This window comes from Streptosporangium sp. NPDC000563 (assembly GCF_040299985.1).
Classification (GTDB): domain Bacteria; phylum Actinomycetota; class Actinomycetes; order Streptosporangiales; family Streptosporangiaceae; genus Streptosporangium.
This window is the reverse complement of the sequence record NZ_JBEPDA010000001.1, coordinates 196688-220564: the sequence shown is the minus strand read 5'-3', so window position 1 is coordinate 220564 and position 23877 is coordinate 196688. Positions and strand designations below refer to the sequence as shown.

Annotated in this window: 19 protein-coding genes and 1 riboswitch; of the genes, 11 read left to right on the top strand and 8 right to left on the bottom strand. The window is 68.3% G+C overall.

The window, feature by feature from the left end:
• Window positions 1-79 precede the first annotated feature (79 nt).
• Both lysX and ABT352_RS01065 read left to right on the top strand, forming a co-directional pair.
• The gene (lysX, locus tag ABT352_RS01070; RefSeq protein ID WP_350941529.1) at window positions 80-1582 is read left to right on the top strand and encodes a bifunctional lysylphosphatidylglycerol synthetase/lysine--tRNA ligase LysX; all 1503 of its coding nucleotides are present in this window, start codon (window positions 80-82) and stop codon (window positions 1580-1582) included.
• 775 nt (window positions 1583-2357) lie between these two features.
• Window positions 2358-2558: a helix-turn-helix domain-containing protein gene (locus ABT352_RS01065; RefSeq protein WP_030905642.1), complete on the top strand. Its 201-nt coding sequence runs from the start codon at window positions 2358-2360 to the stop codon at window positions 2556-2558.
• 69 nt (window positions 2559-2627) lie between these two features.
• Here ABT352_RS01065 and ABT352_RS01060 read toward each other — a convergent pair whose 3' ends face one another.
• Complete coding sequence (locus ABT352_RS01060) at window positions 2628-3677, bottom strand: C40 family peptidase (RefSeq protein ID WP_350941528.1); 1050 nt, start codon at window positions 3675-3677, stop codon at window positions 2628-2630.
• A 5-nt stretch (window positions 3678-3682) separates the two neighbouring features.
• Window positions 3683-3830: riboswitch (cyclic di-AMP (ydaO/yuaA leader) on the bottom strand.
• 461 nt (window positions 3831-4291) lie between these two features.
• On the opposite strand from ABT352_RS01060, the gene ABT352_RS01055 reads away from it, so the two are divergent.
• The 5 genes from ABT352_RS01055 to ABT352_RS01035 all read left to right on the top strand — a co-directional run bounded on the left by ABT352_RS01055 (window position 4292) and on the right by ABT352_RS01035 (window position 11887).
• Complete coding sequence (locus tag ABT352_RS01055; protein WP_502992830.1) at window positions 4292-4852, top strand: amino-acid N-acetyltransferase; 561 nt, start codon at window positions 4292-4294, stop codon at window positions 4850-4852.
• 228 nt (window positions 4853-5080) lie between these two features.
• The gene (locus ABT352_RS01050) at window positions 5081-6151 is read left to right on the top strand and encodes an RDD family protein (protein ID WP_350941527.1); all 1071 of its coding nucleotides are present in this window, start codon (window positions 5081-5083) and stop codon (window positions 6149-6151) included.
• Window positions 6152-7437: 1286 nt separating this feature from the next.
• Window positions 7438-7770, top strand: a complete 333-nt coding sequence (locus tag ABT352_RS01045) for a histone-like nucleoid-structuring protein Lsr2 (protein WP_350941526.1) — start codon at window positions 7438-7440, stop codon at window positions 7768-7770.
• A 279-nt stretch (window positions 7771-8049) separates the two neighbouring features.
• A complete protein-coding gene (locus tag ABT352_RS01040; RefSeq protein WP_350941525.1) occupies window positions 8050-10542 on the top strand; it encodes an ATP-dependent Clp protease ATP-binding subunit in 2493 nt (830 codons plus the stop codon).
• A gap of 394 nt (window positions 10543-10936) precedes the next feature.
• On the top strand, window positions 10937-11887 hold the full coding sequence (locus ABT352_RS01035) for a TIM barrel protein (RefSeq protein WP_350941523.1): 951 nt from the start codon (window positions 10937-10939) through the stop codon (window positions 11885-11887).
• A gap of 163 nt (window positions 11888-12050) precedes the next feature.
• Here the strand turns inward: ABT352_RS01035 and ABT352_RS01030 are convergent, their stop codons facing one another.
• Complete coding sequence (locus ABT352_RS01030; protein WP_350941522.1) at window positions 12051-13211, bottom strand: alanine racemase; 1161 nt, start codon at window positions 13209-13211, stop codon at window positions 12051-12053.
• Between the two features lie 80 nt (window positions 13212-13291).
• Window positions 13292-14167 carry an HhH-GPD family protein gene (locus ABT352_RS01025; RefSeq protein ID WP_350941521.1) on the bottom strand — a complete coding sequence of 292 codons (876 nt, stop codon included), beginning with the start codon at window positions 14165-14167 and terminating at the stop codon, window positions 13292-13294.
• Window positions 14168-14453: 286 nt separating this feature from the next.
• Here ABT352_RS01025 and ABT352_RS01020 point away from each other — a divergent pair, with 286 nt between their 5' ends.
• Complete coding sequence (locus ABT352_RS01020; protein ID WP_350941520.1) at window positions 14454-15119, top strand: hypothetical protein; 666 nt, start codon at window positions 14454-14456, stop codon at window positions 15117-15119.
• A 22-nt stretch (window positions 15120-15141) separates the two neighbouring features.
• On the opposite strand, the gene disA is transcribed toward ABT352_RS01020, so the two are convergent.
• The 5 genes from disA to ABT352_RS00995 all read right to left on the bottom strand — a co-directional run bounded on the left by disA (window position 15142) and on the right by ABT352_RS00995 (window position 19525).
• Complete coding sequence (gene disA / locus ABT352_RS01015; RefSeq protein WP_350941519.1) at window positions 15142-16227, bottom strand: DNA integrity scanning diadenylate cyclase DisA; 1086 nt, start codon at window positions 16225-16227, stop codon at window positions 15142-15144.
• Window positions 16228-16537: 310 nt separating this feature from the next.
• The gene (gene radA, locus ABT352_RS01010) at window positions 16538-17941 is read right to left on the bottom strand and encodes a DNA repair protein RadA (RefSeq protein WP_350941518.1); all 1404 of its coding nucleotides are present in this window, start codon (window positions 17939-17941) and stop codon (window positions 16538-16540) included.
• Window positions 17942-18034: 93 nt separating this feature from the next.
• Window positions 18035-18349, bottom strand: a complete 315-nt coding sequence (gene trxA / locus ABT352_RS01005; RefSeq protein WP_350941517.1) for a thioredoxin — start codon at window positions 18347-18349, stop codon at window positions 18035-18037.
• Window positions 18346-18726 (bottom strand): MerR family transcriptional regulator, encoded by a 381-nt coding sequence (locus ABT352_RS01000; protein WP_350941516.1) that lies wholly within the window; start codon window positions 18724-18726, stop codon window positions 18346-18348. Before ABT352_RS01000 ends, trxA begins: the two co-directional genes overlap by 4 nt.
• A gap of 100 nt (window positions 18727-18826) precedes the next feature.
• On the bottom strand, window positions 18827-19525 hold the full coding sequence (locus ABT352_RS00995) for a class I SAM-dependent methyltransferase (RefSeq protein WP_350941515.1): 699 nt from the start codon (window positions 19523-19525) through the stop codon (window positions 18827-18829).
• Between the two features lie 162 nt (window positions 19526-19687).
• On the opposite strand from ABT352_RS00995, the gene ABT352_RS00990 reads away from it, so the two are divergent.
• The 3 genes from ABT352_RS00990 (at window position 19688) to ABT352_RS00980 (ending at window position 23763) form a co-directional block, all read left to right on the top strand.
• Window positions 19688-20497: a sugar phosphate isomerase/epimerase family protein gene (locus ABT352_RS00990; RefSeq protein ID WP_350941514.1), complete on the top strand. Its 810-nt coding sequence runs from the start codon at window positions 19688-19690 to the stop codon at window positions 20495-20497.
• Between the two features lie 11 nt (window positions 20498-20508).
• A complete protein-coding gene (locus ABT352_RS00985) occupies window positions 20509-21261 on the top strand; it encodes a TetR/AcrR family transcriptional regulator (protein WP_350941513.1) in 753 nt (250 codons plus the stop codon).
• Window positions 21262-21612: 351 nt separating this feature from the next.
• Window positions 21613-23763 carry a heterodisulfide reductase-related iron-sulfur binding cluster gene (locus tag ABT352_RS00980; RefSeq protein ID WP_350941512.1) on the top strand — a complete coding sequence of 717 codons (2151 nt, stop codon included), beginning with the start codon at window positions 21613-21615 and terminating at the stop codon, window positions 23761-23763.
• Window positions 23764-23877 lie beyond the last annotated feature (114 nt).

Genomic DNA, 23877 nt, shown 5'->3' with positions numbered 1-23877 from the left:
CCGGGGCACCGGGAGAGTCCCTCCCGGTGCCGGACGGGGGGAACTCACGGGGTTCGCCGCATCGGTACCCTTTGGAACTGTGACCGATGACGTGACCACCCCCGCCGAGGATCTGCCCGAGCAGATGCGCGTACGCCGGGAGAAGCTCGACCGCCTCCGTTCCGAGGACGTCGACCCCTATCCGGTGAACTTCCCGCGCACCGCGACCAACGCCGAGATCCGCCAGAAATACGCCGATCTCTCCGCTGACACCGCGACGGGCGACAAAGTGGGTGTCACCGGCCGCGTGATGCTGTCCAGGACCGGAGGCAAGCTCTGCTTCGCCACCATCCGCGACGGCTCGGGCGATCTCCAGATCATGGTCTCCCTGGACAGGGTGGGCGAGGAGTCCCTCGCCGCGTGGAAGCGCGACGTCGACCTCGGTGACCACGTGGGCATCGAGGGCGAGGTCATCACCTCCCGCAGGGGCGAGCTGTCCATCCTCGCCGACCGCTGGGCGATCACGTCGAAGTGCCTGCGCCCGATGCCGGAGAAGCACGCCGGGCTCACCGACCCCGAGGCGCGGGTCCGTCAGCGCTACGTCGACCTCATCGTCAACGACGAGGCCAGGAAGATGGCCCACACCCGCAGCGCCGTGGTCCGGGCCGTCCGCGACTTCTGGCACGAGGAGGGCTACCTGGAGGTCGAGACGCCGATGCTCCAGCCGATCCACGGCGGAGCCACGGCCAGGCCCTTCAGGACCCACATCAACGCGTACGACATGGAGCTCTACCTCCGGATCGCGATCGAGCTCTACCTCAAGCGGCTGGTGGTCGGCGGCCTGGAGAAGGTCTTCGAGATCAACCGCAACTTCCGCAACGAGGGCGCCGACTCCACCCACAACCCCGAGTTCACGATGCTGGAGGCGTACGGCACGTATCTCGACTACAACGACATCGCCGACCTGACCCAGCGGATGATCCAGAAGGCCGTGATGGCGGCCCTCGGCCACTCCGTCGTCGTCCACCAGGGCCAGGAGGTCGATCTCGGGCTGGCGAAGTGGCCGCGGATCACCCTGTACGGATCGGTCTCCGAGGCGCTGGGCGAGGAGGTCACCACCGAGACGCCCCTGGAGCACGTCCGCAAGCTCGCGGACGCGCGGGAGATCCACTGGGACGCAAAGTGGGGTCAGGGCAAGCTGGTCCAGGAGATCTTCGAGGCCCTCGTCGAGCACACGCTCATCCAGCCCACGTTCGTCATGGACTATCCGCTGGAGACCTCCCCGCTGGCGCGCAACCACCGGGACAACCCCCTCCTCACCGAGAAGTGGGACCTGATCGGCTTCGGCACCGAGCTGGGCACCGGTTACTCGGAGCTGAACGACCCGGTCGAGCAGCGCCGCCGCCTCACCGAGCAGTCCCTGCTCGCCGCGGGCGGCGACGCGGAGGCCATGCAGCTTGACGAGGATTTCCTCACGGCCCTGGAATATGCGATGCCGCCCACCGGTGGCATGGGGCTTGGGATCGACCGTCTCATCATGGCCTTCACCGGCAAGAACATTCGCGAGACCATCCTGTTCCCGCTGGTCAAGCCGACCGCCTGAGCACGGCGAAGGGCGGCACGCAGGGATCTTGCGGTGGCGTCGGCCCCGGGCACCGCCCGGGGCCGGCGCCGTTTTCATGTGGTGGCGCGGTGAGACCGCCGTAAGTGCCGCGGGGCCGTCGACGAGACGGACGGGACGGGCGGGACGAGAGCGGAGGGCTGGAAACGGTCGTCGCACCCATGGTCCCCCATAATGCCGGACGCCTTTCCGTGCGGATCAGAAATCCATTTCCAGCACGTCCAATATCGCTTTCGCGGCCTACCGCCATCGCGTGATACTTCGCGAATGCCGCGAAGTTGCTTCCTCAACCCCTATATTTCCGTCTTTTTCGCGGTGTGTCGTCAAGGTGGCGGATGGTGATGGTCGCCGAAGACTATCGGGAAGAGATCGGTTTTTGCCGGGAAATGCGGGCAGTCCGGATCTCCGGAGGGCCCGCTCCGGCGTGCCCGGCGGGGCGAGGGCTCCCGCGAAACCTTGTTCTGCCAGGACTTCGATCACCGCAGCCAGGTGTACCTGCCGGCTCGTGCTCGGGATGGGTCATGACATAGCCGCAAAGGCACTGACATATCATGAGTACTTCATGTAGCGCCTACTATGTCAATACTGGACGCGCGCTATGAAGAGCGGAACTTGACGACCTTTGAACAAGGCGTTTACCGTTCCTGGCGGACGGTATTCATTTCCGGCGTCTCGCACCCGGTTTCCAGAGTGGGGGGAGTGACTCTTGATGGCATATCCAGAAGTGGATTCACGCCATGGCGACAGCCCCCTGGGCATGAGCGATATCGGTCTCAGCGATGACGATCTCGTGCTGCTGGCTGAGCTCGCCAAGGGTGTCACGGTCGATCGGGTGGGGCGTCGCCTCGACATCAGCGGGCGGACCGTCAGGCGCAGGCTGAGAGGCATCTGCGACCGCATCGGTGTCGCCACGGCGATCGAGGCCGTCGCCTGGGCCGCACGCCGTCGTCTGATCTGACACGGCACCGCACGCGTGCCCGGCAGGTCGGGCCGGGCACGCGTGCGGGCAGGACAGGGCGGGGCACGCTCAGGCGGCGATGCGGACGCCTCCGACGAAGGGCCGGTTGTCGATCGTGGTGATGTGGACGACGTCACCCGTCCGGGGCGCGTGGACCATCAGGCCCGCGCCGATGTAGATCCCGACATGGTGCAGGTCGCTGTAGAAGAAGACCAGGTCTCCGGGGCGCAGCTCTTTCCTGGAGACGTGGGTGCCGGCGGTCCACTGGTCGCCGGTGTAGTGCGGCAGGCTGATGCCGACCTTCTGGTAGGCCCACATGACCAGCCCGGAGCAGTCGAAGGAGTTGGGACCCTCGGCGCCCCAGACGTACGGCTTGAGCTGCTGGGTGAGCGCCCAGCGGGTCGCCTCCGCGGCCTTGCCGCTGCCCACGATGGGCACGTTGGTCTTCACCCGGGCGCCCCTGTTGCCGACGGCCCTGGCACGCACCTCGCTGAACAGGTCGCTCTCGACCCGCGCGACCAGACGCTCGATCTTGGTCCGGTTGCCGTCGATCTCCGCCAGGAGCTTCTTGACCTCCGCCGTCCTCGCCTTGGCGCCGGCCTTCGCCCGCTCGGCGGCCTCGATCGCCCGGGCGACCTGGGCGACCTCCTCGCTCTGCTGCTGCTGGAGCGCGTAGTTGGTGGTGGCCTGATCGAGGAAGGTGTCGGGGTCCGTCGCCTGTGTGAAGGCGAGTCCGGAGTTCAGGCCGCCCGACATGTAGGTGCTCTGCGCCAGGAGGGTGGCCTTGGTGCGACGGGAGGCCAGCTCCGACTCGCTCGACGCGAGGATCTTCTCGGCGCTCTCCGCGGCCCGCTGGGCCTGCCTGAGCTTGACCCGCTCGCCGTTGTACCGCTCGGCGAGGACGCCGATCTCCTCGTGCAGTTTCTCGGCCTGCTTGGCCAGCTGCTGGAGGCTGGGTTCGGGGTCGGCGGTGGCCGCGACCGTCGGTGTGCCGAGAGTGAGGGTGGCGAATGCCAGGCCGATCACCGCCATGCGGCGGCGCAGCCCGCGCGGCGCGCGTTCTCGACGGCGGGCGTCGTCGCCCGCGTTCTTTCCTCCGCGGTCGCGCTCGCGCTTCACCAACGGGCTCCTCTCCTCGGCCGCCTACCGGGTTAGCTGACGGGTTCGGGCCGGAGGCAGCCCTACCGAGTGCGCCGTTGGCACTCGGATTCACCCCCAAGGACGTGGTGGGTCCCCGGTTCCCCGTGGTGAGGGATTCGGCGGGTCAGGCTTTTACGTCTCTGACATCGAGCACGGAGATTAGTGCACCCGTGGTTCCTGCTCAACCAGAACTGCGAATTCAGTGGAGGTTCCGCAACTGAAGTGTCACGGAAAGATCACATGTCAATATGATCAACATGGCCATTACGCTGCCTTTACCTCCCCGGCGGGGGGTGTGGGGAAGGTCTTCCCAGGTCCGGGACCGTACCAAAGGTGAGTTGTGGCACACGTGAGATGCCGCGCGCCCAGTGTGGTAAAGCGATTACCGGCGGTCATGTGAGGGGGGTGTGCCGCGAGTTAAGGAGGAGCCGTAATTGAAGACCGGTGAGGACGTACGCTGAACGGTCATGGAGCAGCTTGCTGAGCATTCTCCCGTGCCGGTCGTGCGCACCCCGGGCGGCGGGGAGCGACGCGCGGGACCCGAGGGGGCGGAGCCTGACCCGCCCCTGCCCGAGGCGGCCGAGGTCGCGGAGATCGCCAAGGCCGCCGAGGTCGCCGAGGTCTCGGTCCGTCGTGCCCGGACCCCGGACGTCCGCGCGATCAGGCGGCTCGTCGACACCTACGGCGGCGTCGGCCCCCGCCTGCTGGAGAAGGCCACCGTCACCCTGTACGAGGACGTTCAGGAGTTCTGGGTCGCCACCGACGCCGAGGGGGCGGTCATCGGCTGCGGGGCTCTCCACGTCCTCTGGGAGGATCTGGCCGAGATCCGCACCGTGGCCGTCGATCCGACCCGTCGCGGGATGGGAATCGGCCACCGGATCGTCTCCGCCCTCATTCGCACGGCCGCGGAGCTGGGCCTGCGCCGGGTCTTCTGTCTCACCTTCGAGGTCGACTTCTTCGCCAGGCACGGTTTCCGCGAGATCCAGGGCACGCCCGTCGCCCCCGCGGTCTACGCGGAGCTTCTCGCCTCCTACGACGAGGGCGTGGCGGAGTTTCTCGATCTGGAGCACGTCAAGCCCAACACCTTGGGAAACACCCGGATGTTGCTCCACCTGACACGTGAGCCCGACTGTGATGACTTTAGAGCTGACTGATCGGAAAGGTGACTGTCGATACCTATGTCGATACCTTGTGCAGCAGCAAGCATGTGCGTCTGACATTTGCCACATGCGCAGTCTAAGTGAGGTGACGCGGTGAGCACCGGACAGCCGCCGTATCCACAGGATGATCCCGACCGCGATCGCACACCGTCGGGACACCCGGATTACGGACAGCACAACGCGGGTCGAGCCGCTGGCGAACTCGATCCCGACGTAACGGTCATGGGATATCGGTCGGAGGCCTCACAGCCGAACACCGGCCCAGGACAGAGCCAGCCCGGCTACGGCCAGGGTTACGGGCAGCAGGGCTATGGCCAGCAGCCCGGTTACGGCCAGCAGGGTTACGGCCAGCAGCCCGACTACGGGCAGCAGTCCCAGCAGCAGGGCTACGGCCAGCAGGGCGGGACGGGGTCGTACGGGCAGCAGCAGCCCGGCTACGGGCAGCAGTCCCAGCAGCAGGGTTACGGCCAGCAGCCCGGCTACGGCCAGCAGGGCGGGACGGGGTCGTACGGGCAGCAGCAGCCCGGTTACGGCCAGCAGGCGTCCCACGAGCAGTCGGGCTACGGCCAGCAGTCCCAGCCCGGTTACGGCCAGCAGGCTTACGGCCAGCAGCCGGGCTACGGCCAGCAGGGGGCCCCGCAGCCCGGCTACGGGCAGCAGCCGGACTACGGGCAGCAGTACGGCCAGCAGGGTTACGGTCAGCAGCCCGACTACGGGCAGCAGGGCTACGGCCAGCAGCCCGGGTACGGGCAGCAGGGCTACGGTCAGCCGTACGGCGGTCCTCCCGGGGCGCCCGCCCCGCTCGCGGAGTGGTGGCAGCGGCTGCTGGCGAGGCTGGTCGACGGGATCATCCTGGCGATCCCGGGGGTCATCATCAGCCTGGTGCTGACCGCGATGCTGGTGACCGCCCCCACCTTCGACGGCACGTCGATCACGGAGGGGAGCGGGACCTTCCTCGCCGGGCTCCTCATCGCGTTGGTCAGCGCGTCGATCTACATGGCCTACGAGTTCCTCATGCTCAGCAGGGGCGGCCAGACGGTCGGCAAGATGGTCATGGGCATCAAGGTCGTGCCGGTCGGCAGTGCCCTGCCGCCCGGTGGGCTCGGCTCCGACATGGCGGTCAAGCGCGCCGGGGTGTTCTTCGGCCCGCAGTTCCTGAGCTGGATCCCCTTTGTCGGCTTCCTCTTCAACATCTTCAGCCTCGTGAACGTCCTGTGGCTGCTGTGGGACAAGCCGCTGCAGCAGGCCCTGCACGACAAGGTGGCGGGGACGGTCGTCGTCAAGATCAAGTAGTCCCCTGAATAACGGGGCCGGCGGTTCAACCGCCGGCCCCGTTTTCGTGCGCGGGTGAGAAAACGGGGGCCCTTAGGGGCCCGTAAGGGTCTCGGGGGCCGGGGCGTGGAAGCCTCAAAACCATTTGCCGCGCCCTGAGCAACGCGGGGGAAGTTATGACCGAGTCTCGACCCGCTCGCCGGAATATTCGCGTACGTTGCCCACAACGGGCTCACGTCCGCCCTGGGCGCCCTATGAGGGGTCAATGCCGGATCCGTCCCCGTCGGGGGTTCGTGCACTACTCGCCGAATGGTCGGCGCCGCGCGCCTCCGGCATCCTCGGTGACCTCGCGTCGGATTCTCTTCTTCGCCTTCCGCCGTGTGTTCGGGGCGGCCGGTGAAGACCTTCTTACGGATCCGGATCGGGGCGCCCGGTGTTGGCGAGGTTGTCTGAGGAGTGCATCGCGTTTGGTGGTTATACGGTCTACGACTATGTACTCCGTGCCGGAGTGGGTCGTACTCTTGGCAAGAAAGTGTTGAAGATCCGTCTTGTTCCATACACTTGTGTCACATCGGTTCACACCGAGGTGATGAAGCGAGCAGCTCCCCGTCCGGGCGTTCTGTCGACGGAGGGCATTCTCGCGATGAAGTCGTCGGCGGCGATCTCAGGCTCCATGGCAAGGTGTTGTTCATCCCGGCGGACAGCCCCCTTCAGCAGGGACTTCGTCGCCGGGAGGTCGGTGGCGCGGCGGCGCGGAAGCCGTGCGGCATTGGTATTACGGCGACGATGATGATCACCTGATCGTCCACCTGGTTTTTCCTCGTGCCTTTACGACCACAACCGGTAAGAGAGCTGGAGAGAAGCATTAGGCTGGAGGAAGACGGCATGGTCGCCCCTGCGCGCGTGTCGCCGGTCGGTGGCGCTATGGTCATCTATGGGCGGTTCCAGCGATCGGGTGCGCTCGCGAGGCCCGGAGAGCCGCCGCCACATTTTCATGGTCCCCAGAAAGCCACCCACGGTGCGGAGCGAGGGCGAATGTACGACGTATTGTCCGCGTTGATACCCCCGGCGGTCGTCGGCGGGGCCTTCATCTTCGGAGTCGTCAAGCTACTTCGGAGTGAAGCCGCCGGCCGACGTCCGGCAAAACGGCCCGACCCCGAGTCGCAGAAGAGCTGATCCACCGGAGGCTCGACCGGTGAGTCTCGGTTGCCTGTGAGAATCGCCGAGCTCCTGGAATTGCCGCTCTTCGATCGCGGGTATATGTTTAGCTTGCGAATGAAACAATACTCCGCGAAAGGATTGTGTAGATGGCCAAGCAGATCCAGGAGATTCTCATCGACGACCTCGATGGGGGCGAGGCCAATGAGACTGTCGCCTTCGCGATTGACGGCACCAGCTATGAGATTGACCTGAGTGACGTTAACGCGAAGAAGCTCCGCGACTCCCTGTCGCCTTTCGTGCAGAGCGCCCGCCGTTCCGGCGCCCTGGCTCCCCGCCGCCGCCGCGCAGGCGGAGCGCGGGCACTCACGCGAGAGAAGAGCGCCGACATCCGGGCGTGGGCGAAGTCTCACGGACTCAATGTCAGCGAGCGCGGTCGGATCGCCTCGAAGATCGTCGAGCAGTACGAGCAGGCTCACTAGATCGGCTCAGTAGATCGAGTGAATCATGCGGTTATGGCGGTCACGGTGGGGTCCGGTGGCGGCCATGACCGCATGATGCGTTTTACTGGAAGACAAACGTCGTTCGCTTGCGGCGTAGCGGGAACATCGCACCCCCCATAAGTAGTTGGATGGAGGGTGAACGCCCTGCGCTCGGGGAACGTCTTCTGCATAGAGCGGTCGCCGGGTCGGGGCTACCATGCGGGATGACAGGGCTCGGATATCCCGGACCTGCCTGACCGCTCTGTGAGGAGCGACGAGATGTTCGAGAGGTTCACCGACCGCGCACGGCGGGTTGTCGTCCTGGCCCAAGAAGAGGCCCGGATGCTCAACCACAACTACATCGGTACGGAGCACATTCTTCTTGGCTTGATCCATGAAGGTGAAGGCGTTGCCGCCAAGGCTCTGGAGAGCCTCGGCATCAGTCTTGAAGGTGTGCGTCAGCAGGTCGAGGAGATCATCGGCCAGGGTCAGTCTGCGCCGTCGGGGCACATTCCGTTCACCCCGCGTGCCAAGAAGGTCCTTGAGCTGTCGCTCCGCGAAGCCCTGCAGCTGGGACACAACTACATCGGCACCGAGCACATCCTGCTCGGCCTCATCCGTGAGGGCGAGGGCGTCGCCGCCCAGGTGCTGGTGAAGCTGGGGGCCGATCTCAACCGGGTCCGGCAGCAGGTCATCCAGCTGCTCCACGGCTACCAGGGCAAGGAGCCGGCCGCCGCGGGCGGTCCGACCGAGGCCGCACCGTCGACCTCCCTTGTGCTGGACCAGTTCGGCCGCAACCTGACGCAGGCCGCCCGTGAGGGCAAGCTCGACCCGGTCATCGGCCGGGAGAAGGAGATCGAGCGGGTCATGCAGGTCCTGTCCCGCAGGACCAAGAACAACCCGGTCCTGGTGGGAGAGCCCGGCGTCGGCAAGACCGCCGTCGTGGAGGGCCTGTCCCAGAAGATCGTCAAGGGCGAGGTGCCGGAGACGCTCAAGGACAAGCAGCTCTACACCCTCGACCTGGGCGCCCTCGTGGCCGGTTCCCGTTACCGCGGTGACTTCGAGGAGCGGCTGAAGAAGGTCCTCAAGGAGATCCGCACCCGAGGCGACATCATCCTGTTCATCGACGAGCTCCACACGCTCGTCGGCGCGGGTGCCGCCGAGGGCGCGATCGACGCCGCCAGCATCCTGAAGCCGATGCTGGCCCGAGGCGAGCTGCAGACCATCGGGGCCACCACCCTCGACGAATACCGCAAGCACCTGGAGAAGGACGCGGCGCTGGAGCGACGCTTCCAGCCGATCCAGGTGGCCGAGCCCAGCCTCAGCCACACGATCGAGATCCTCAAGGGCCTGCGCGACCGTTACGAGGCACACCACCGCGTCTCCATCACGGACGGCGCCCTGGTGGCCGCCGCGCAGCTGGCCGATCGCTACATCAGCGACCGGTTCCTGCCGGACAAGGCGATCGACCTCATCGACGAGGCCGGCTCGCGCATGCGCATCCGCCGCATGACCGCGCCGCCGGACCTCCGCGAGTACGACGAGAAGATCGCCAACGTGCGGCGCGACAAGGAGTCCGCGATCGACGCGCAGGACTTCGAGAAGGCCGCCGCGCTGCGTGACCAGGAGAAGCAGCTCCAGCTCAAGCGCGAGCGCCGTGAGAAGGAGTGGAAGGCCGGCGACATGGACGTCGTCGCCGAGGTCACCGAGGAGCTCATCGCGGAGGTCCTGGCGACCGCCACCGGCATCCCGGTCTTCAAGCTCACCGAGGAGGAGTCCCAGCGACTGCTCCGCATGGAGGACGAGCTCCACAAGCGGATCATCGGCCAGGACGACGCCATCAAGGGTCTGTCCCGCTCGATCCGCCGTACGCGCGCCGGTCTGAAGGACCCGCGCCGTCCGGGTGGCTCGTTCATCTTCGCCGGTCCGTCCGGTGTCGGTAAGACCGAGCTGTCCAAGGCGCTGGCCGAGTTCCTGTTCGGGGACGAGGACGCGCTGATCATGCTGGACATGTCGGAGTTCATGGAGAAGCACACCGTCTCCCGTCTCTTCGGCTCGCCTCCCGGCTATGTCGGATACGAGGAGGGCGGTCAGCTGACGGAGAAGGTGCGGCGCAAGCCGTTCTCGGTCGTCCTGTTCGACGAGATCGAGAAGGCCCACCCCGACATCTTCAACTCGCTGCTGCAGATCCTGGAGGACGGTCGCCTGACCGACGCCCAGGGCCGGGTGGTCGACTTCAAGAACACCGTCATCATCATGACGACGAACCTCGGCACCCGAGACATCTCCAAGGGGCAGGGCGTCGGCTTCGCGAAGAACAACGACGCCGAGTCCAACTACGACCGGATGAAGTCGAAGGTCCAGGAGGAGCTCAAGCAGCACTTCCGGCCGGAGTTCCTCAACCGTGTCGACGACATCGTGGTCTTCCACCAGCTCACGCCGAAGGAGATCATCCGCATCGTCGACCTGATGCTGGCCCAGGTGAGCCTGCGTCTGAAGGACCGCGACATGGGGATGGAGCTCACGCAGGAGGCCAAGCAGCTGCTGGCCGACCGTGGCTACGACCCCGTGATGGGCGCCCGTCCGCTCCGCCGTACGATCCAGCGCGAGCTGGAGGACATCCTGTCCGAGAAGATCCTGTACGGGGAGCTCCGTCCCGGCCAGATCGTGAAGATCGGGATCGAGGGCGAGGGGGAGAACGCGAAGTTCACCTTCATCGGTGAGAACGCGCCGTCTCCCCAGGTCCCCGACTCGGCCGCGGCCATCGTGTAGCCGATCCAGGACCGGGGCAGGCCGGACATGGCCTGATTCAGGCCAAATGAGCAGACCCCGCCGTGAGGAGACTCACGGCGGGGTCTGCTCATTTGTTATCTAAGACGGTGTTTCGCCACGACAGGTAGTACTACACTCTGTAGAGTGAGTTCGGTGGCTCTCACCCGGATGATCTGAAAGCAGTACAGGCTGCGGTGAGAGCGGTATCGAGGTAAGCCCGGCGACGTACCGAGGAATCAGCTCCGAGAGTGACGCGGAGATCGGTGCCCGCGCGGGATGCTTCAGACGACCGGGCCGGACTCCCGGCCGGGAGGGCTCCGGCTCGCGCCGCCGTCGACGAGCGGCGCGGGGGTCATCGAGGACGCTTACACGGAAGCACGCTTTGGAGGCACGCATGCGTTTACGGCATGAGGACGGGACGCTCGTTCACCTGGCCTACAACGCGGGCGTGCACCCCGCCGAGGATCTGGAGAACCTCATCGCGCACCTCACCCGGTACGCGGTGCCGGTGCGCAAGCGCCTCGGGGTGGAGCGCATGGGGGTCGGCCTCTGGCTCTCCCCGAGCGTCGCCGACCATCTCACCTCCGACAGGATCGAGCTGGTGCGCCTGCGCCGATCCCTTGAGGAGCGTGGCCTGGAGGTCGTCAGCCTCAACGGCACCGGCGGCAGGAACCAGGAGGTCCCCGGCCCCGACTGGGCCAAGCCCGAGCGTTACCGCTACACGATGGCGCTGGCCAGGATCCTCGCCTTCCTGCTCCCGCAGGACGTCCGCTTCGGGAGCATCTCCACCATCCCCATCGGCTGGCGCCGCGACTGGCCCGCCGACCTGCACTCGATCGCCTCGCGACGGATGGAGCGCCTCGCCCGCGAGCTGCGCGGTCTGTACAGCGTCACCGGCAAGACGATCAGGGTCGGTTTCGAGCCGTGGCCCGGATGCGTGCTGGAGACCACCAAGCAGGCCCTCGACCGGGTCGGCGGCATCGACTCCGAGCACCTGGGCATCTGCCTGGACGCCTGCTATCTCGCGGGCGGCTCTGAGGAGCCGGGAGCCGCCCTGCGCGGCCTGGCGGACACCGGAGCCCCCGTGGTGAAGCTCGGCCACGTACACAACCACATGGCCGCCGCGTGCCAGGAGCTTCCCAGCACCCGCCCGGTCCTGGAGGACACCCTCACCGCGATGCTCTCCGGCGCGGTGAACGGCACCGCCCACATCGAGGTGGAGACCCACGATCTGGCCGTGCCCCTGCGGGGCAAGGGCCCCGGCGCCCTGGTCAACGTGATCGCCGAGGAGCTCGACTGGGCCCGCACCAGCCTCACCGCCCTCGGTCTGCGCCTCGCCGCCTGACCTTCCCGGCCCGACACCCCGTCGTGTCGAGCCTCGCTCGACGCACTGTCGTGTCGATGTCGAGGGCGGACTCTCACCGCCCTCGGCGCCGGACGGCTCCGAGAGAGGTGTCCTGATCTCTCCGTGTCACGGCGCCCATCACCGGGAAGTGTCACGGCGCCCATCACCGGGAAATCGTCGAAGCCCTCGGCTCCAGGAAGAGCCGAGGGCTTTCGCGGCGTCGGGACGGCACACCTCGGACGTACGAGAACTCCGGATGCGGGTGCATCAGGAAATCGTGGTGGGAGATGTTCCAGGCGTAGGCGCCGGCCATCAGGAACTGCACCAGATCGCCGGTCGCCAAAGCCGCCGGGACCCGGCGCGCGAGGGTGTCCTTGGGAGTGCAGAGCTGGCCGACGATCGTGACCGGATCGCCCTCCTCGGCGATGACCATCGGCTGGTCGTGGCCCTTGGTCGCGGGCGTGCGGATGTGGTGGGTCCCACCCGCCACGATGGCGAACAACTCGCCGTGGACCCGCTTGACGTCCAGCACACGGGTCACGTACCGCCCGCAGTAGACCGACACGGACCGGCCGGGCTCGACGCGCAGCGTCTCACCGGGGCGGCGCAGCCCCGCCAAACCCTTGCCGTAGGTCTCCCAGTCGAAGACGGCGCCGGGGTCGGCGTAGTCGACGGCCATGCCGCCACCGAGGTTGATCTCGGTCAGGCCAAGACCGCGGGCGTAGCCGAGCACGCCGTCGGCGACCTCCAGCATGCGCGGGGCGTCCAGGCCGCTGGCCAGGTGGGCGTGGACGCCGCGCAGGCGCACCGCGTCCTGGCGCTCCAGAAGCGCGAGGCACTCCTCGACGCCGGCCGGGTCCATGCCGAAGGGGGTCGCGCCGCCGCCCATCGCCAGGGCCACGTCCCCCAGCGAGAGGGCGAGGTTGGCGCGGAGCAGCACGTCGGCCTCCCGCCCGGTGGCGATCAGGCGGCGCAACTCGTTCGGGCTTTCCACGTGCAGCCGTTCGACGCCGTGATCGAGGGCGAGCCGGAGCTCGTCGTCGGTCTTGCCGGGGCCGCCGAACGCGATCCTGGCCGAGGGGAGCACACCCCGCACATGCTCCAGCTCGCCACCGGAGGCGACCTCGACCCCGTCCACGTGCCGGGCCAGCACCCGCAGCAACTCCGGGTCCGGGTTGGCCTTCGCCGCGTAGTACAGCTCGACTCCCGGAAGCGCCGCCCGCACCGCCGCCGCGTGCGCGTCCAGGGCGGCCAGGTCGTACACATAGGCGGGTAGCCTTCCGGCCGCCGCCAGCTCACGGGCTCTTACGGTGAGAGCGTCCACAAAAAATCTCCGATGGATGTGGGATGCCGAAGATCAGGTGAGAGAAAACGTGGATTCGACGTACCGCACCGGTTGGTGACTCAGCCGGGAAGGCGGTAGGTGCCGTCGTCGAGGACCTCGGCCAGGCCGTCCGCGATCAGACCGTCGAGGGCGCGTTCGCGCTGCGGGGCGTCGTCCCAGACCACGTCGAGGGCGTCCTTGGGTACGGCGCCGTGGGCCTGGCGCAGCACCGCGAGGAGGCGGCCACGGCACTGGCGGTCCGTTCCCGCGTACGTCTGGCCCTTGCGCGCCGGGCCGTCGTGGGCAGGTTTGCCCGCGAGGCGCCAGGCGCACAGGTCGCTGATCGGGCAGTCGGCGCAGCGGGCGGCGCGAGCGGTGCAGACCAGGGCGCCCAGTTCCATCACGGCGACCGCCCAGACGGGTGCGCGGTCGGCGTCGGGGAGCAGGGAGGCGGCGAGCCTGCGTTCCGGGGGCGTGGTGGCCTTGGGCGGATACTCCTGCCCGCTGACGGCCCGCGCCAGGACCCGCCGCACGTTGGTGTCGAGAACCGCGTGGCGGCCCTTGAAGGCGAAACTGGCGACCGCGGCGGCGGTGTACTCGCCGACGCCGGGAAGCGCGAGCAGGGCGTCGTGGCCGGTGGGGACCTCTCCGCCGTGCCGTTCGGTGATCGCGCGGGCGCACGCGTGCAGGTTCAGTGCCCGGCGGGGGTAGCCGAGGCGGCCCCAGTGGCGTACCGCCTCGCCGGGGGACTCGCGGGCGAGGGAGGCGGGCGTGGGCCAGCGCTCCATCCATTCGGTCCAGACGGGAAGCACCCTGACCACCGGGGTCTGCTGCAGCATGATCTCGCTGACCAGGATCGACCAGGGGGAGGCGCCGGGCGTACGCCAGGGAAGGTCGCGGGCGTTGCCGGCGTACCAGTCGAGGACGGGTTCGAGTAAGCGGTTCGGCTCGGGCACCTTTCGACGATAGTGCGGGCACGGACAGGCGCAGCCAGGCACGGGCAGGCGCGGGCAGGCGCGGACGCCTCGGCCCGGCTTCGTCTGTCTGCGCCTGTCTGCACTTGGCGGTTTCTGTCCGCGCCTGGCTGTGCCCGCTCTGTGCCCGCTCCGTGCCTGTTCCGTGCCTGTTCCGTGCCTGTTCCGTGCCTGTCCGTGCCCGCCCCGACCATTGACCTGCGGCCGAAACAGGCCGGAAGCGGCGGGTCGTCTCCTGTGGTCCGCCAGGACTAACCATACTGAGCGTATGGATCCCGACACGTTCCGTGGTGACGTCGGAGCCGACGTCTACTGGCGGCGCCGGATAGCCGCGCTTGTCGGTGTGCTCGTGGTGGTCGCCGTCGTGGCGTGGGCCTGCTCGTCGACGGGCGGGCCGGATGACGTCAGGGAGAGGAGCACCTCGGCCGCCGGACAGCAGACGCCTGACCCGCTGACGGCCGTCCTGCCGACCATGACGGTCATCCCCTCGACGTCCGCGAGCCCGACGCCCACGCCGAAGGCGGCCGCGCGGCCCAGACGGCCGGGCGAGGCCTGCGTCTCCCCGCAGCTCGTGCTGAGCATGGAGGGCAAGGGGACGATCTACCCGGCGGGAGTCCAGCCGCGCTTCGTCCTCACCCTCGTCAACGTCGGCAAGGTGATGTGCACCACCGACGTCGGGCCGCGCGCGATGGAGATGCGCATCACCTCCGGCAACGACCGCGTGTGGTCGTCCTCCGACTGCGTCGGCGGCGACGCCGTCAAGATCCGCGAACTCGACCGGGGCATCCCGTACGTCAGGGAGCTGGTGTGGGACCGCCGCCGCTCCGGTGGCGACTGCACCGCCGACCGCGCCGCCGCCCTGCCGGGCACCTACGTCGCGGTGGTTCACGCTCCCGGCCTGAAGAGCCGCAAGGCGGTCTTCCACCTCAGGTAGTCGCCTGGCGAGGACCGGGGTCTCAGACGTAGCGTTCCAGGATGGACGACTCCGCGAGCCGGGAGAGGCCCTCCCGGATGTGGCGGGCCCTCGCCTCGCCCACCCCGCCCACCTCCTGGAGCTCGCCGATGCTGGCCGCGAGGAGCTTCTGCAGGCTGGCGAAGTGGTCGACGAGGCGATCGACCACCGTGTTCGGCAGACGCGGGACCTTGGCCAGCAGGCGGTAGCCCCGCGGACTCACCGGGGTCTCCAGGGCGTCGTTGCCCGAGTGGCCGAGGATCTGGGCGACGACCGAGAGGTCGAGAAGCTCGGCGGAGGAGAGCTGGTCGAGCTCGTGCAACGCCTCGGCGAACTTGCGCGGGCGGCGGCCGGCCGCGGGCAGGTAGTCGCGCACGATCAGCTCACGGTCGCTCTCCGTGCCGGCGACGAGCTCGTCCAGCTGCAGGGAGAGCAACCGGCCGTCGGTGCCGAGCTCGACCACGTATCCCGCGATCTCCTCGGAGATGCGCCTGACCATCTCCAGCCGCTGGGCGACCACCGCGATGTCGCGGACCGTCACCAGGTCCTCGATCTCCAGCGCGGAGAGTGTGCCGGAGACCTCGTCCAGGCGGAGCTTGTAGCGCTCCAGCGTGGCGAGGGCCTGGTTGGACTTGGACAGGATGACCGCCGACTCCTCCACCACGTAGCGGATGCCGTCGAGGTAAAGAGCGATGATCCGCATGGACTTGCTGAGCGAGATGACCGGCAGTGACGTCTGCAGGGCCACGCGCTGGGCGGTGCGGTGCCGGGTGCCGGACTCGTCGGTGGGAATGGACGGATCGGGCATCAGGTGCACGGCCGCGCGTACGATCCTGAGATCGCCGGAGTTGAGGACGATCGCGCCGTCCATCTTGGCCAGCTCGCGCAGCCGCGTCGCGGAGAACTCGACGTCCAGCTCGAAGCCGCCGCTGCATATCTCCTCGACCGTGCCGTCGTATCCCAGCACGATCAGGCCACCCGTGTGCCCGCGGAGAATGCGCTCCAGTCCGTCGCGCAACGCGGTGCCGGGTGCGACCGCGGCCAGGACGGCTCTGCGACGTTCGTCGAGTCCTTTGTAGTTTGCTGGCACATGACCCCCGTGGTCTGCGTATAGCGCTCAAGCTTACCGGCGGAGGATCCGCGCGGTCCGGAATCGGTGGATGCCACGCGCCGTGCGGAGCCCGTGACGCGCCGCACCGGCGTGGGCGCCGGGAAGCCGCCGGGCGCGCCCCGCGTGGACCTCGTGACGGCGAGCGTCCGGGAGCCGTCGCGAGTGCCCCGCGTGGATCTCGTGGCGGCGGGTGTCGCGGGGTCGCCGGCCGCGTTCCTTGCGGTGCCGGTGACCGGTCGCACCGTCGCGGGGCCGCCGGCCGTGCCGCGCCTGGAGCCCGTGGCGCGTCTCAGGTGACATGGGTGAGGGCGTCCCAGACGTTCTCCGCCTCGACGACGTCGAAGCCGGGCGCGAAGGGCGCTCCGCGTCCGGCCATGCGGACCAGGGAGTGGTCGCCGTTGCGCTTCTTGCCCGTGTCGAGGGAGCCGGTGGGGACGAGCGCGCGGGTGAAGCCCAGCCGGGCGGCCTCCGACAGGCGGCGCCGCACGTCGCGCACCGGGCGCAACTCTCCCGCCAGGCCCACCTCACCGAGCACCACCAGGCCGGAGGGGAGCGCCTTGTCGCCCGCCGCGCTGGCGACCGCGAGCATCACCGACAGGTCCACGGCGGGATCGCTGAGCTTGATCCCTCCGACGGTGGCGGTGAAGACGTCGCATCCGCCCAGCTTGGCGTTGAGCCGCCGCTCCAGCACGGCGAGGACCATCGTGACCCGGTAGGTGTCGAGTCCGGAGGAGGATCGGCGCGGCTGCTGGGCCTCGGTCCTCGCGACCAGGGCCTGCACCTCGGCGGGCAGTGGCCGGGTGCCCTCCAGGGTGACCGTGACGCACGTGCCGGGCACCGGGTCGGTGCGGTGGGAGACGAACAGGCCGCTGGCGTCGGTGATGCCCTCGATGCCGCTCTCGTGGAGGTCGAAGCAGCCGACCTCGTCGACCGGGCCGTACCGGTTCTTGATCGCACGGACGAGGCGGAGCCGGGAGTGCCGGTCGCCCTCGAAGTGGAGCACGACGTCGACCAGGTGCTCCAGGGTGCGGGGGCCGGCGATCGAGCCCTCCTTGGTGACGTGGCCGACCAGCACGGTGGCCATGCCGCGCTCCTTGGCGAGCCGCACCAGGTTTCCCGCGACCTCCCTGACCTGGGTCACCCCGCCGGGCACGCCCGTCGCCTGGGTGGAGCCGATCGTCTGCACCGAGTCGACGATGAGCAGGTCGGGCTGGACCTTCTCGACATGTGACACCAGCGCGCCCAGGTCGGTCTCGGCGGCGAGGTAGAGGCGGTCCTGGATCGCGCCGATCCGGTCGGCCCTGATCCGCACCTGGGCGGCCGACTCCTCACCCGTGATGTAGAGGACCGTCTGCTGTCGGGCGATCTTGGCCGCCGCCTCCAGCAGGAGGGTCGACTTGCCGATGCCGGGCTCGCCGGCCAGCAGCACGACGGCTCCGGGAACCAGACCGCCGCCGAGGACCCGGTCGAGCTCGGGCACACCGGTGCCGCGCGCGTGCGCCACCTCGGCCTTGACCTGGCCGATCGGCACCGCCGGTGCCGAGACCGCCCCGGCGGAGGCCACGCGTGCCCCCGCGGGAGCCGTCTCCTCCTCGACCGTGCCCCAGGCCTGACACTCGCCGCAGCGCCCCACCCACTTGGCCGTCTGCCACCCGCACTCGGCACAGCGGTAGCCACCAGCCTTCTTCGCCATGGCCGCACGTTACCGGCAGAGCCCGACAACTTTCACCCGGTACGGCATGCCGTACCGGGTGAAAGTCGCGGGGAGGTACGGAGCGCGCTTTCCTCAGATGTGGCCTTCGAGCTCGGCGAGGAGCAGGCGCTTGGGCTTGGCGCCCTTGATCTGCTGCACGACCTCGCCGCCCTTGTAGAGGTTGAGCGTCGGCAGGCCGAGGACGCCGTACCTCGCGGTGATCTCGGGGTAGTCGTCGGCGTTGAGCTTCGCGATCGTGACGCGGTCGCCGAGCTCGGCCTCGATCTCCGTGAGAATCGGCGCGATCATCTTGCACGGCCCGCACCACTCGGCCCAGAAGTCGACCAGGACGGGCTTGTCGCTCCGCAGCACCTGCTCGTCGAAGTTCTCCGCGGTCAATGTGATCATGATTTTCCCACTTTCCTCAGTACGCATCCTGGGCAGGCGGTGGTCAGCTGCGCCGCCACCTCCGCCCTCCGGGTGAGAAGCGTGCGGATCTCGTCGTCGATCTCCGCCAGTTTGCGCTGGTAGACGGCGACGGAGTCCGGGCACGACCCCCCTGACTCGTGACCGGCCCGCAGGCAGGCGACGAACGGGCGGGCGTCGTCCAGGGTGAAGCCGACGGCGAGCAGCGAGCGGATCTCGGAGACGAGCTTGAGATCCTCCTCCCCGTACTCCCGGTAGCCGTTGGCCGAGCGCCGGGCCGTGATCAGTCCCTGCTGCTCGTAGTAGCGCAGTGCCCGGGTGCTGACACCCGCCCGCCGCGCCAACTCGCCGATCCGCATCCGGCCCTCCCCACGGCACGACGATAGACCTTGACATCAACGTCAAGGTCAAGGCCCCGTCCCGTTGTTCCCGGTCGGCCCCGCGGAGGTCGTCGCCGTTTCAGAACCGCTTCCAGCGCAGCAGGTTGGGGTAGGCGATCTCCAGGCCGGGGGTCTCGGCGATGGCCAGGTCGGCGACCGCGGGGGTGAACTCGATGCGGAGCACGGCCTCCAGGTCGGCGCGGCGCTCGAAGGACATGCGCAGATCGAGCTTGTCCGTCTGCCAGCCCTGGCGGCTCCAGAAGTTCTCGACGGACCTGGCGGAGTAGGCGGGGACGGACTGGCCGAACCAGCGGCCGAAGGCGCCGCGGGTGGTGTCGATGTCGATCACGAAGGCCGCGCCGCCGCGCCGCATCACCCGGGAGAGCTCGGCCAGGCCCGGCTCGCACCCGGGGCCGAAGAAGTACGCCCAGCGGGCGACGGCCACGTCCACGGAGGCGCCGGGCAGCGGGATCGCCTGGGCGGTGGCGGCGTGGATCTCGACGTTCCGCAGGGCGCGGCAGCGGCGCCTGGCCAGCAGGACGAGGTCCTCGTGCGGCTCCACGCCGATCACCCGGGTGGCGGTCGAGGCGAGGGCGGGCAGGTGGTAGCCGGTACCGCAGCCGATGTCGAGGACCGTCGCCCCGGTCCACGACCGGATCGCCGACATCGCCGCCTCGGCGTGTCCCTCGGGGTCCACCGCCCGGTTTTCCAACTCGTAGGTCTGGGGGGTGTTCCAGATGTTGGGGCTGGGGATGGAGCCCCTCAAGAACCTCGGCATGCCCTCACCGTAATGGTGTGATCCAGGCCGTGTCGGTGGTGGCGGACAGCACTGCTCGCCGGACCCGCTTAGGCTGGCAAATGTGAGCGACGTGAGCGATCGGGCCGGTCGGCCCGGCGGTGTTCGCGAGTGTGCGCTCCGAGCCGGAGACGAGGAAGCGGTATGAGCGTCCGTGTATCCAGCGCGAAGATCGCGCTGTCCACCGCGTCGGTGTATCCCGAACGTACGCCCGACGCCTTCGAACTGGCCGCGCGCCTGGGGTACGACGGTGTGGAGATCATGGTGGGCGCCGACCCCGTGAGCCAGGACGTCGACGTCCTGGAGCGGCTGTCGGACCACTACCACCTGCCGATCCTGGCCATTCACGCACCGTGCCTGCTGGTGACGCAGCGTGTGTGGGGCAAGGACCCGTGGGCCAAGCTCCAGCGCGCGCAGCGTGCCGCCGAGCGGGTCGGTGCCAGGACGGTCGTGGTGCATCCGCCGTTCCGCTGGCAGCGCGACTACGCGCGCGACTTCGAGATCGGCCTGGCCAGGATGCGTGAGGAGACCGACGTGGTCTTCGCGGTGGAGAACATGTTCCCGCTGAGGGCGAGAGGCAACGAGGTCGTCCCCTACTCTCCCGACTGGAACCCGGTCGACTACGACTTCCCGCAGGTGACGTTGGATCTGTCGCACACGGCGGTCTCCGGGTCCGACGCCCTGGAGATGTTCACCAAGCTCGGCGACCGGCTCGCCCACCTGCACCTGGCCGACGGCGTCGGGGTGCCGAACAAGGACGAGCACCTGGTTCCCGGGCGGGGCAACCAGCCGTGCGCGCCGATCCTGGAGCGGATGGCGGGCAACGGATATTCGGGGCTGGTCGTGCTGGAGATCAATACGCGCAAGGCGGCCAGCCGTTCCGAGCGGATCGACGACCTCGCGGAGGCGCTCGCGTTCGCCCGGCTGCACCTCGCGGCCTCCACCCCCGCGTGAGTGGGCCTGTCATGAGCACCACGGGCAGGCACTCCAACGGCTCCTCGGACGGGTCCGTGGACGCGCCCGCGAACGGTCCCTCCGGGAGGTCAACGGCCACGCCCGCGAACGGGTCCGCGGACGGACCCGCGAACGGGTCCACGGACGGACCTGCGGAGAGGTCCGCGGCCGGGCCGGCGGAGGGGAGAAGGCGTCCGGGGCGCAGGCCGGGCTCGGCCGACACGCGAGGGCAGATCCTCGCGGCGGCGCGCGAGACCTTCGCGGAGAAGGGGTTCGACAAGGCGACCATCCGGGGCATCGCCCGGCGGGCGGAGGTGGACCCGGCGCTGGTCCACCACTACTTCTCCGGCAAGGAGAAGATGTTCGTCGAGGCGATGGAGTTGCCGATCAACCCCGAGAACGTCCTCGCGGCGATCACGGCGGGGCCCCGCGAGGAGGTCGGCGAGCGGCTGGTCAGGCTCATCCTGACGATCACCTCGGAGGCCGGGGCGCGCCAGCCGGTGCTGGCGCTGGCCCGCACCGCGATGACGAACGAGCGGATGGTCGTCATGATCCGCGAGTTCGTGACCCGCGCGCTGCTCAACCGGGTCGCGGAGAGCCTGGACATCCCGCTGATCCGGATGGAGGCGGCCTTCGCGCAGATGTTCGGCGTGGTCCTGATGCGCTACGTCCTCCAACTGGAGCCGCTCGCCTCGGTGGATCTTGAAGAGCTGGTGAAATTGCTCACACCCACGATCCAGGGTTATCTCGACCCACCGCGGTAGGCTTCCCCGCCCCCCGGGGGCGCCCATAGAGGTCTTCCCGCCATATACCGCCGTATCTCACACGTTCCCACCATTCGGGCCGAGGTGCCGGCGCGCCTCGCCGAGTCCCCGTCCCGCCGACGTCCAGGTCGCGCCCGCCGAGCCCCGTGAAGCTCGAAGGTCACTTCGATGCCGTTCGGAGGCATGCAGAGCATTGTTCTGGGAACGGTGTTGACCGTAGGGTGACGACGGTCACCGGGGGGTCTCCCGGCGAAGAGAAGTTACTCGCCGGTAGTATCTGTGGGGACCCTCTGTCATCGTGGATGACCGGCGGTCGTACGCTGGCAGCCAACGCCGTCTGTGGGAGGACCAGTGCTCTGGGTAGCGATCATCGGGCTGGTCATGACAGCCGTCGCGCTCGCGCTCGCCGCGCGCCGCGTGTTGTTCCTGTACAACCTCGCCACCGTAGGGCCTCCCGCGCCCGAGCGCGTCGAGTACGCCAGGGCCAACCTGGGTGAGGAGATCAAGGCCCAGCTGGTCGAGGTGTTCGGGCAGCGGAAGCTGCTGAAGTGGACGGCCTCCGGTGTCGCGCACTTCTTCGTCATGTGGGCGTTCCTCATCCTGGCGACCGTCTATCTGGAGGCGTACGGCGCGCTGATCCAGGGGGCCGTCACCGGCACCCCCGACTTCCACATCCCGCTCATCGGGACGTGGCCGATCCTGGGCTTCCTGCAGGACTTCATCGCGGTCGCGGCCCTGCTCGGACTCATCGCCTTCGCGGTCATCAGGATCAAGAACTCGCCGAAGAAGCTGGGCCGCAGGTCCCGGTTCTTCGGCTCGCACCTCGGCGGTGCCTGGCTCGTCCTCTTCATGATCTTCAACGTGATCTGGACGATGCTCCTCTTCCGCGGCGCGGCGGCGAACACCGGCAACCTGCCGTACGCCTCGGGAGCGTTCGCCTCCGAGGCGACCGCCGCCCTGCTGCGCCCGCTGGGCCCCTCGGCCAACGAGACGCTCGAACACGTCGGGCTGCTCCTGCACATCGGCGTGATGCTGGTCTTCCTCGTGATCGTGGTGAACTCCAAGCACCTGCACATCTTCACCGCGCCGCTGAACGTGGCGTTCTCCCGGCGTCCCGACGGCAACGGCCCCGCCCAGCCGATGCGGATCGACGGCAAGCTCGTCGACTTCGAGGACGAGGAGCTCGACGGCGACCGGCTCGGCCGCGGCAAGATCGAGGACACCACCTGGAAGGGCTTCCTCGACTTCTACACCTGCACCGAGTGCGGACGCTGCCAGGACCAGTGCCCCGCCTGGAACACCGACAAGCCGCTCTCGCCGAAGATGCTCATCCTCGAGCAGCGTGACCACGCCTTCAAGGTCGCCCCGTACCTGACGGCCACCGGGGAGCAGCGCGCGGGCCTGCACGAGGACGTGCTGGCCCTGCTGGACAAGCCGCTGGTGGGCGAGGAAGGCGTGATCCACCCCGACGTGCTGTGGTCCTGCACCAACTGCGGCGCCTGCGTCGAGCAGTGCCCGGTCGACATCGAGCACATCGACCACATCCTCGACATGCGCCGCTACCAGGCGATGGTGGAGTCCAACTTCCCCTCCGAGGCCGGCGTCATGGTCAAGAACCTGGAGAACAAGGGCAACCCGTGGGGGATGTCCGAGATGAAGCGGGCCGACTGGGTCGAGGAGCTGGCGAGCCGCGAGGTCGACCCCATCGAGATCACGCTCGTCGACGAGAAGATGCCTGAGGACACCGAGTACCTGTTCTGGGTGGGGTGCGCCGGAGCGCTGGAGGACCGGGCGAAGAAGACCACCAAGGCGGTCGCGGAGCTGCTGCACGTCGCCGGGGTGAAGTTCGCGGTGCTCGGCCCGATGGAGGCGTGCACCGGCGACCCGGCGCGCCGCCTGGGCATGGAGTATCTCTTCGACATGCTGGCCAAGCAGAACATCGAGACGCTGAACGAGGCGGGGGTCAAGAAGATCGTCGCGACCTGCCCGCACTGCTTCAACACCCTCGCCAACGAGTATCCCCAGCTCGGCGGCACCTACGAGGTGGTGCACCACACCCAGCTGCTCGCCAAGCTCGTGGACGAGGGCAGGCTGGTCCCGATCACGCCGATCGAGGAGAAGATCACCTACCACGACCCGTGCTTCCTGGGCCGCCACAACAAGGTCTACTCCCAGCCCCGCGACATCATGGCCAAGGTGCCCGGTGTGAAGACCCAGGAGATGCACCGCCACAAGGACCGCGGCTTCTGCTGCGGCGCCGGCGGCGCGCGGATGTGGATGGAGGAGCGGCTCGGCAAGCGCATCAACACCGAGCGGGTGGACGAGGCGCTCACCACCGAGCCGGACACCATCTCCACGGCGTGCCCGTTCTGTCTGGTCATGCTCGGCGACTCGATCAACGAGAAGAAGAACGCGGGCGAGGCCAAGGAGACGCTGGAGGTCGTCGACGTCTCCCAGCTGCTGATCAAGTCGATCAAAGGCCGACCGGTAGAGGCGCCCTGACAGCGGGTGTGTCATCCGTCAGAGGGGACATTTTCCCGATGTTCCCTTTGACATAGGGTCAAGTCAACGTGAAAAGGACGTAAGGTCCGAAAACCTTTCTCCACATAACGGGAA

Coding starts and splice junctions, on each gene's coding strand:
- ABT352_RS01065 (WP_030905642.1), top strand. CDS start 2,358: ATGAGCGATATCGGTCTCAGCGATGACGATCTCGTGCTGCTGGCTGAG.
- ABT352_RS01050 (WP_350941527.1), top strand. CDS start 5,081: ATGGGATATCGGTCGGAGGCCTCACAGCCGAACACCGGCCCAGGACAG.
- ABT352_RS01045 (WP_350941526.1), top strand. CDS start 7,438: ATGGCCAAGCAGATCCAGGAGATTCTCATCGACGACCTCGATGGGGGC.
- ABT352_RS01040 (WP_350941525.1), top strand. CDS start 8,050: ATGTTCGAGAGGTTCACCGACCGCGCACGGCGGGTTGTCGTCCTGGCC.
- ABT352_RS01035 (WP_350941523.1), top strand. CDS start 10,937: ATGCGTTTACGGCATGAGGACGGGACGCTCGTTCACCTGGCCTACAAC.
- ABT352_RS01020 (WP_350941520.1), top strand. CDS start 14,454: ATGGATCCCGACACGTTCCGTGGTGACGTCGGAGCCGACGTCTACTGG.
- radA (WP_350941518.1), bottom strand. CDS start 17,941: ATGGCGAAGAAGGCTGGTGGCTACCGCTGTGCCGAGTGCGGGTGGCAG.
- trxA (WP_350941517.1), bottom strand. CDS start 18,349: ATGATCACATTGACCGCGGAGAACTTCGACGAGCAGGTGCTGCGGAGC.
- ABT352_RS01000 (WP_350941516.1), bottom strand. CDS start 18,726: ATGCGGATCGGCGAGTTGGCGCGGCGGGCGGGTGTCAGCACCCGGGCA.
- ABT352_RS00995 (WP_350941515.1), bottom strand. CDS start 19,525: ATGCCGAGGTTCTTGAGGGGCTCCATCCCCAGCCCCAACATCTGGAAC.
- ABT352_RS00990 (WP_350941514.1), top strand. CDS start 19,688: ATGAGCGTCCGTGTATCCAGCGCGAAGATCGCGCTGTCCACCGCGTCG.
- ABT352_RS00985 (WP_350941513.1), top strand. CDS start 20,509: ATGAGCACCACGGGCAGGCACTCCAACGGCTCCTCGGACGGGTCCGTG.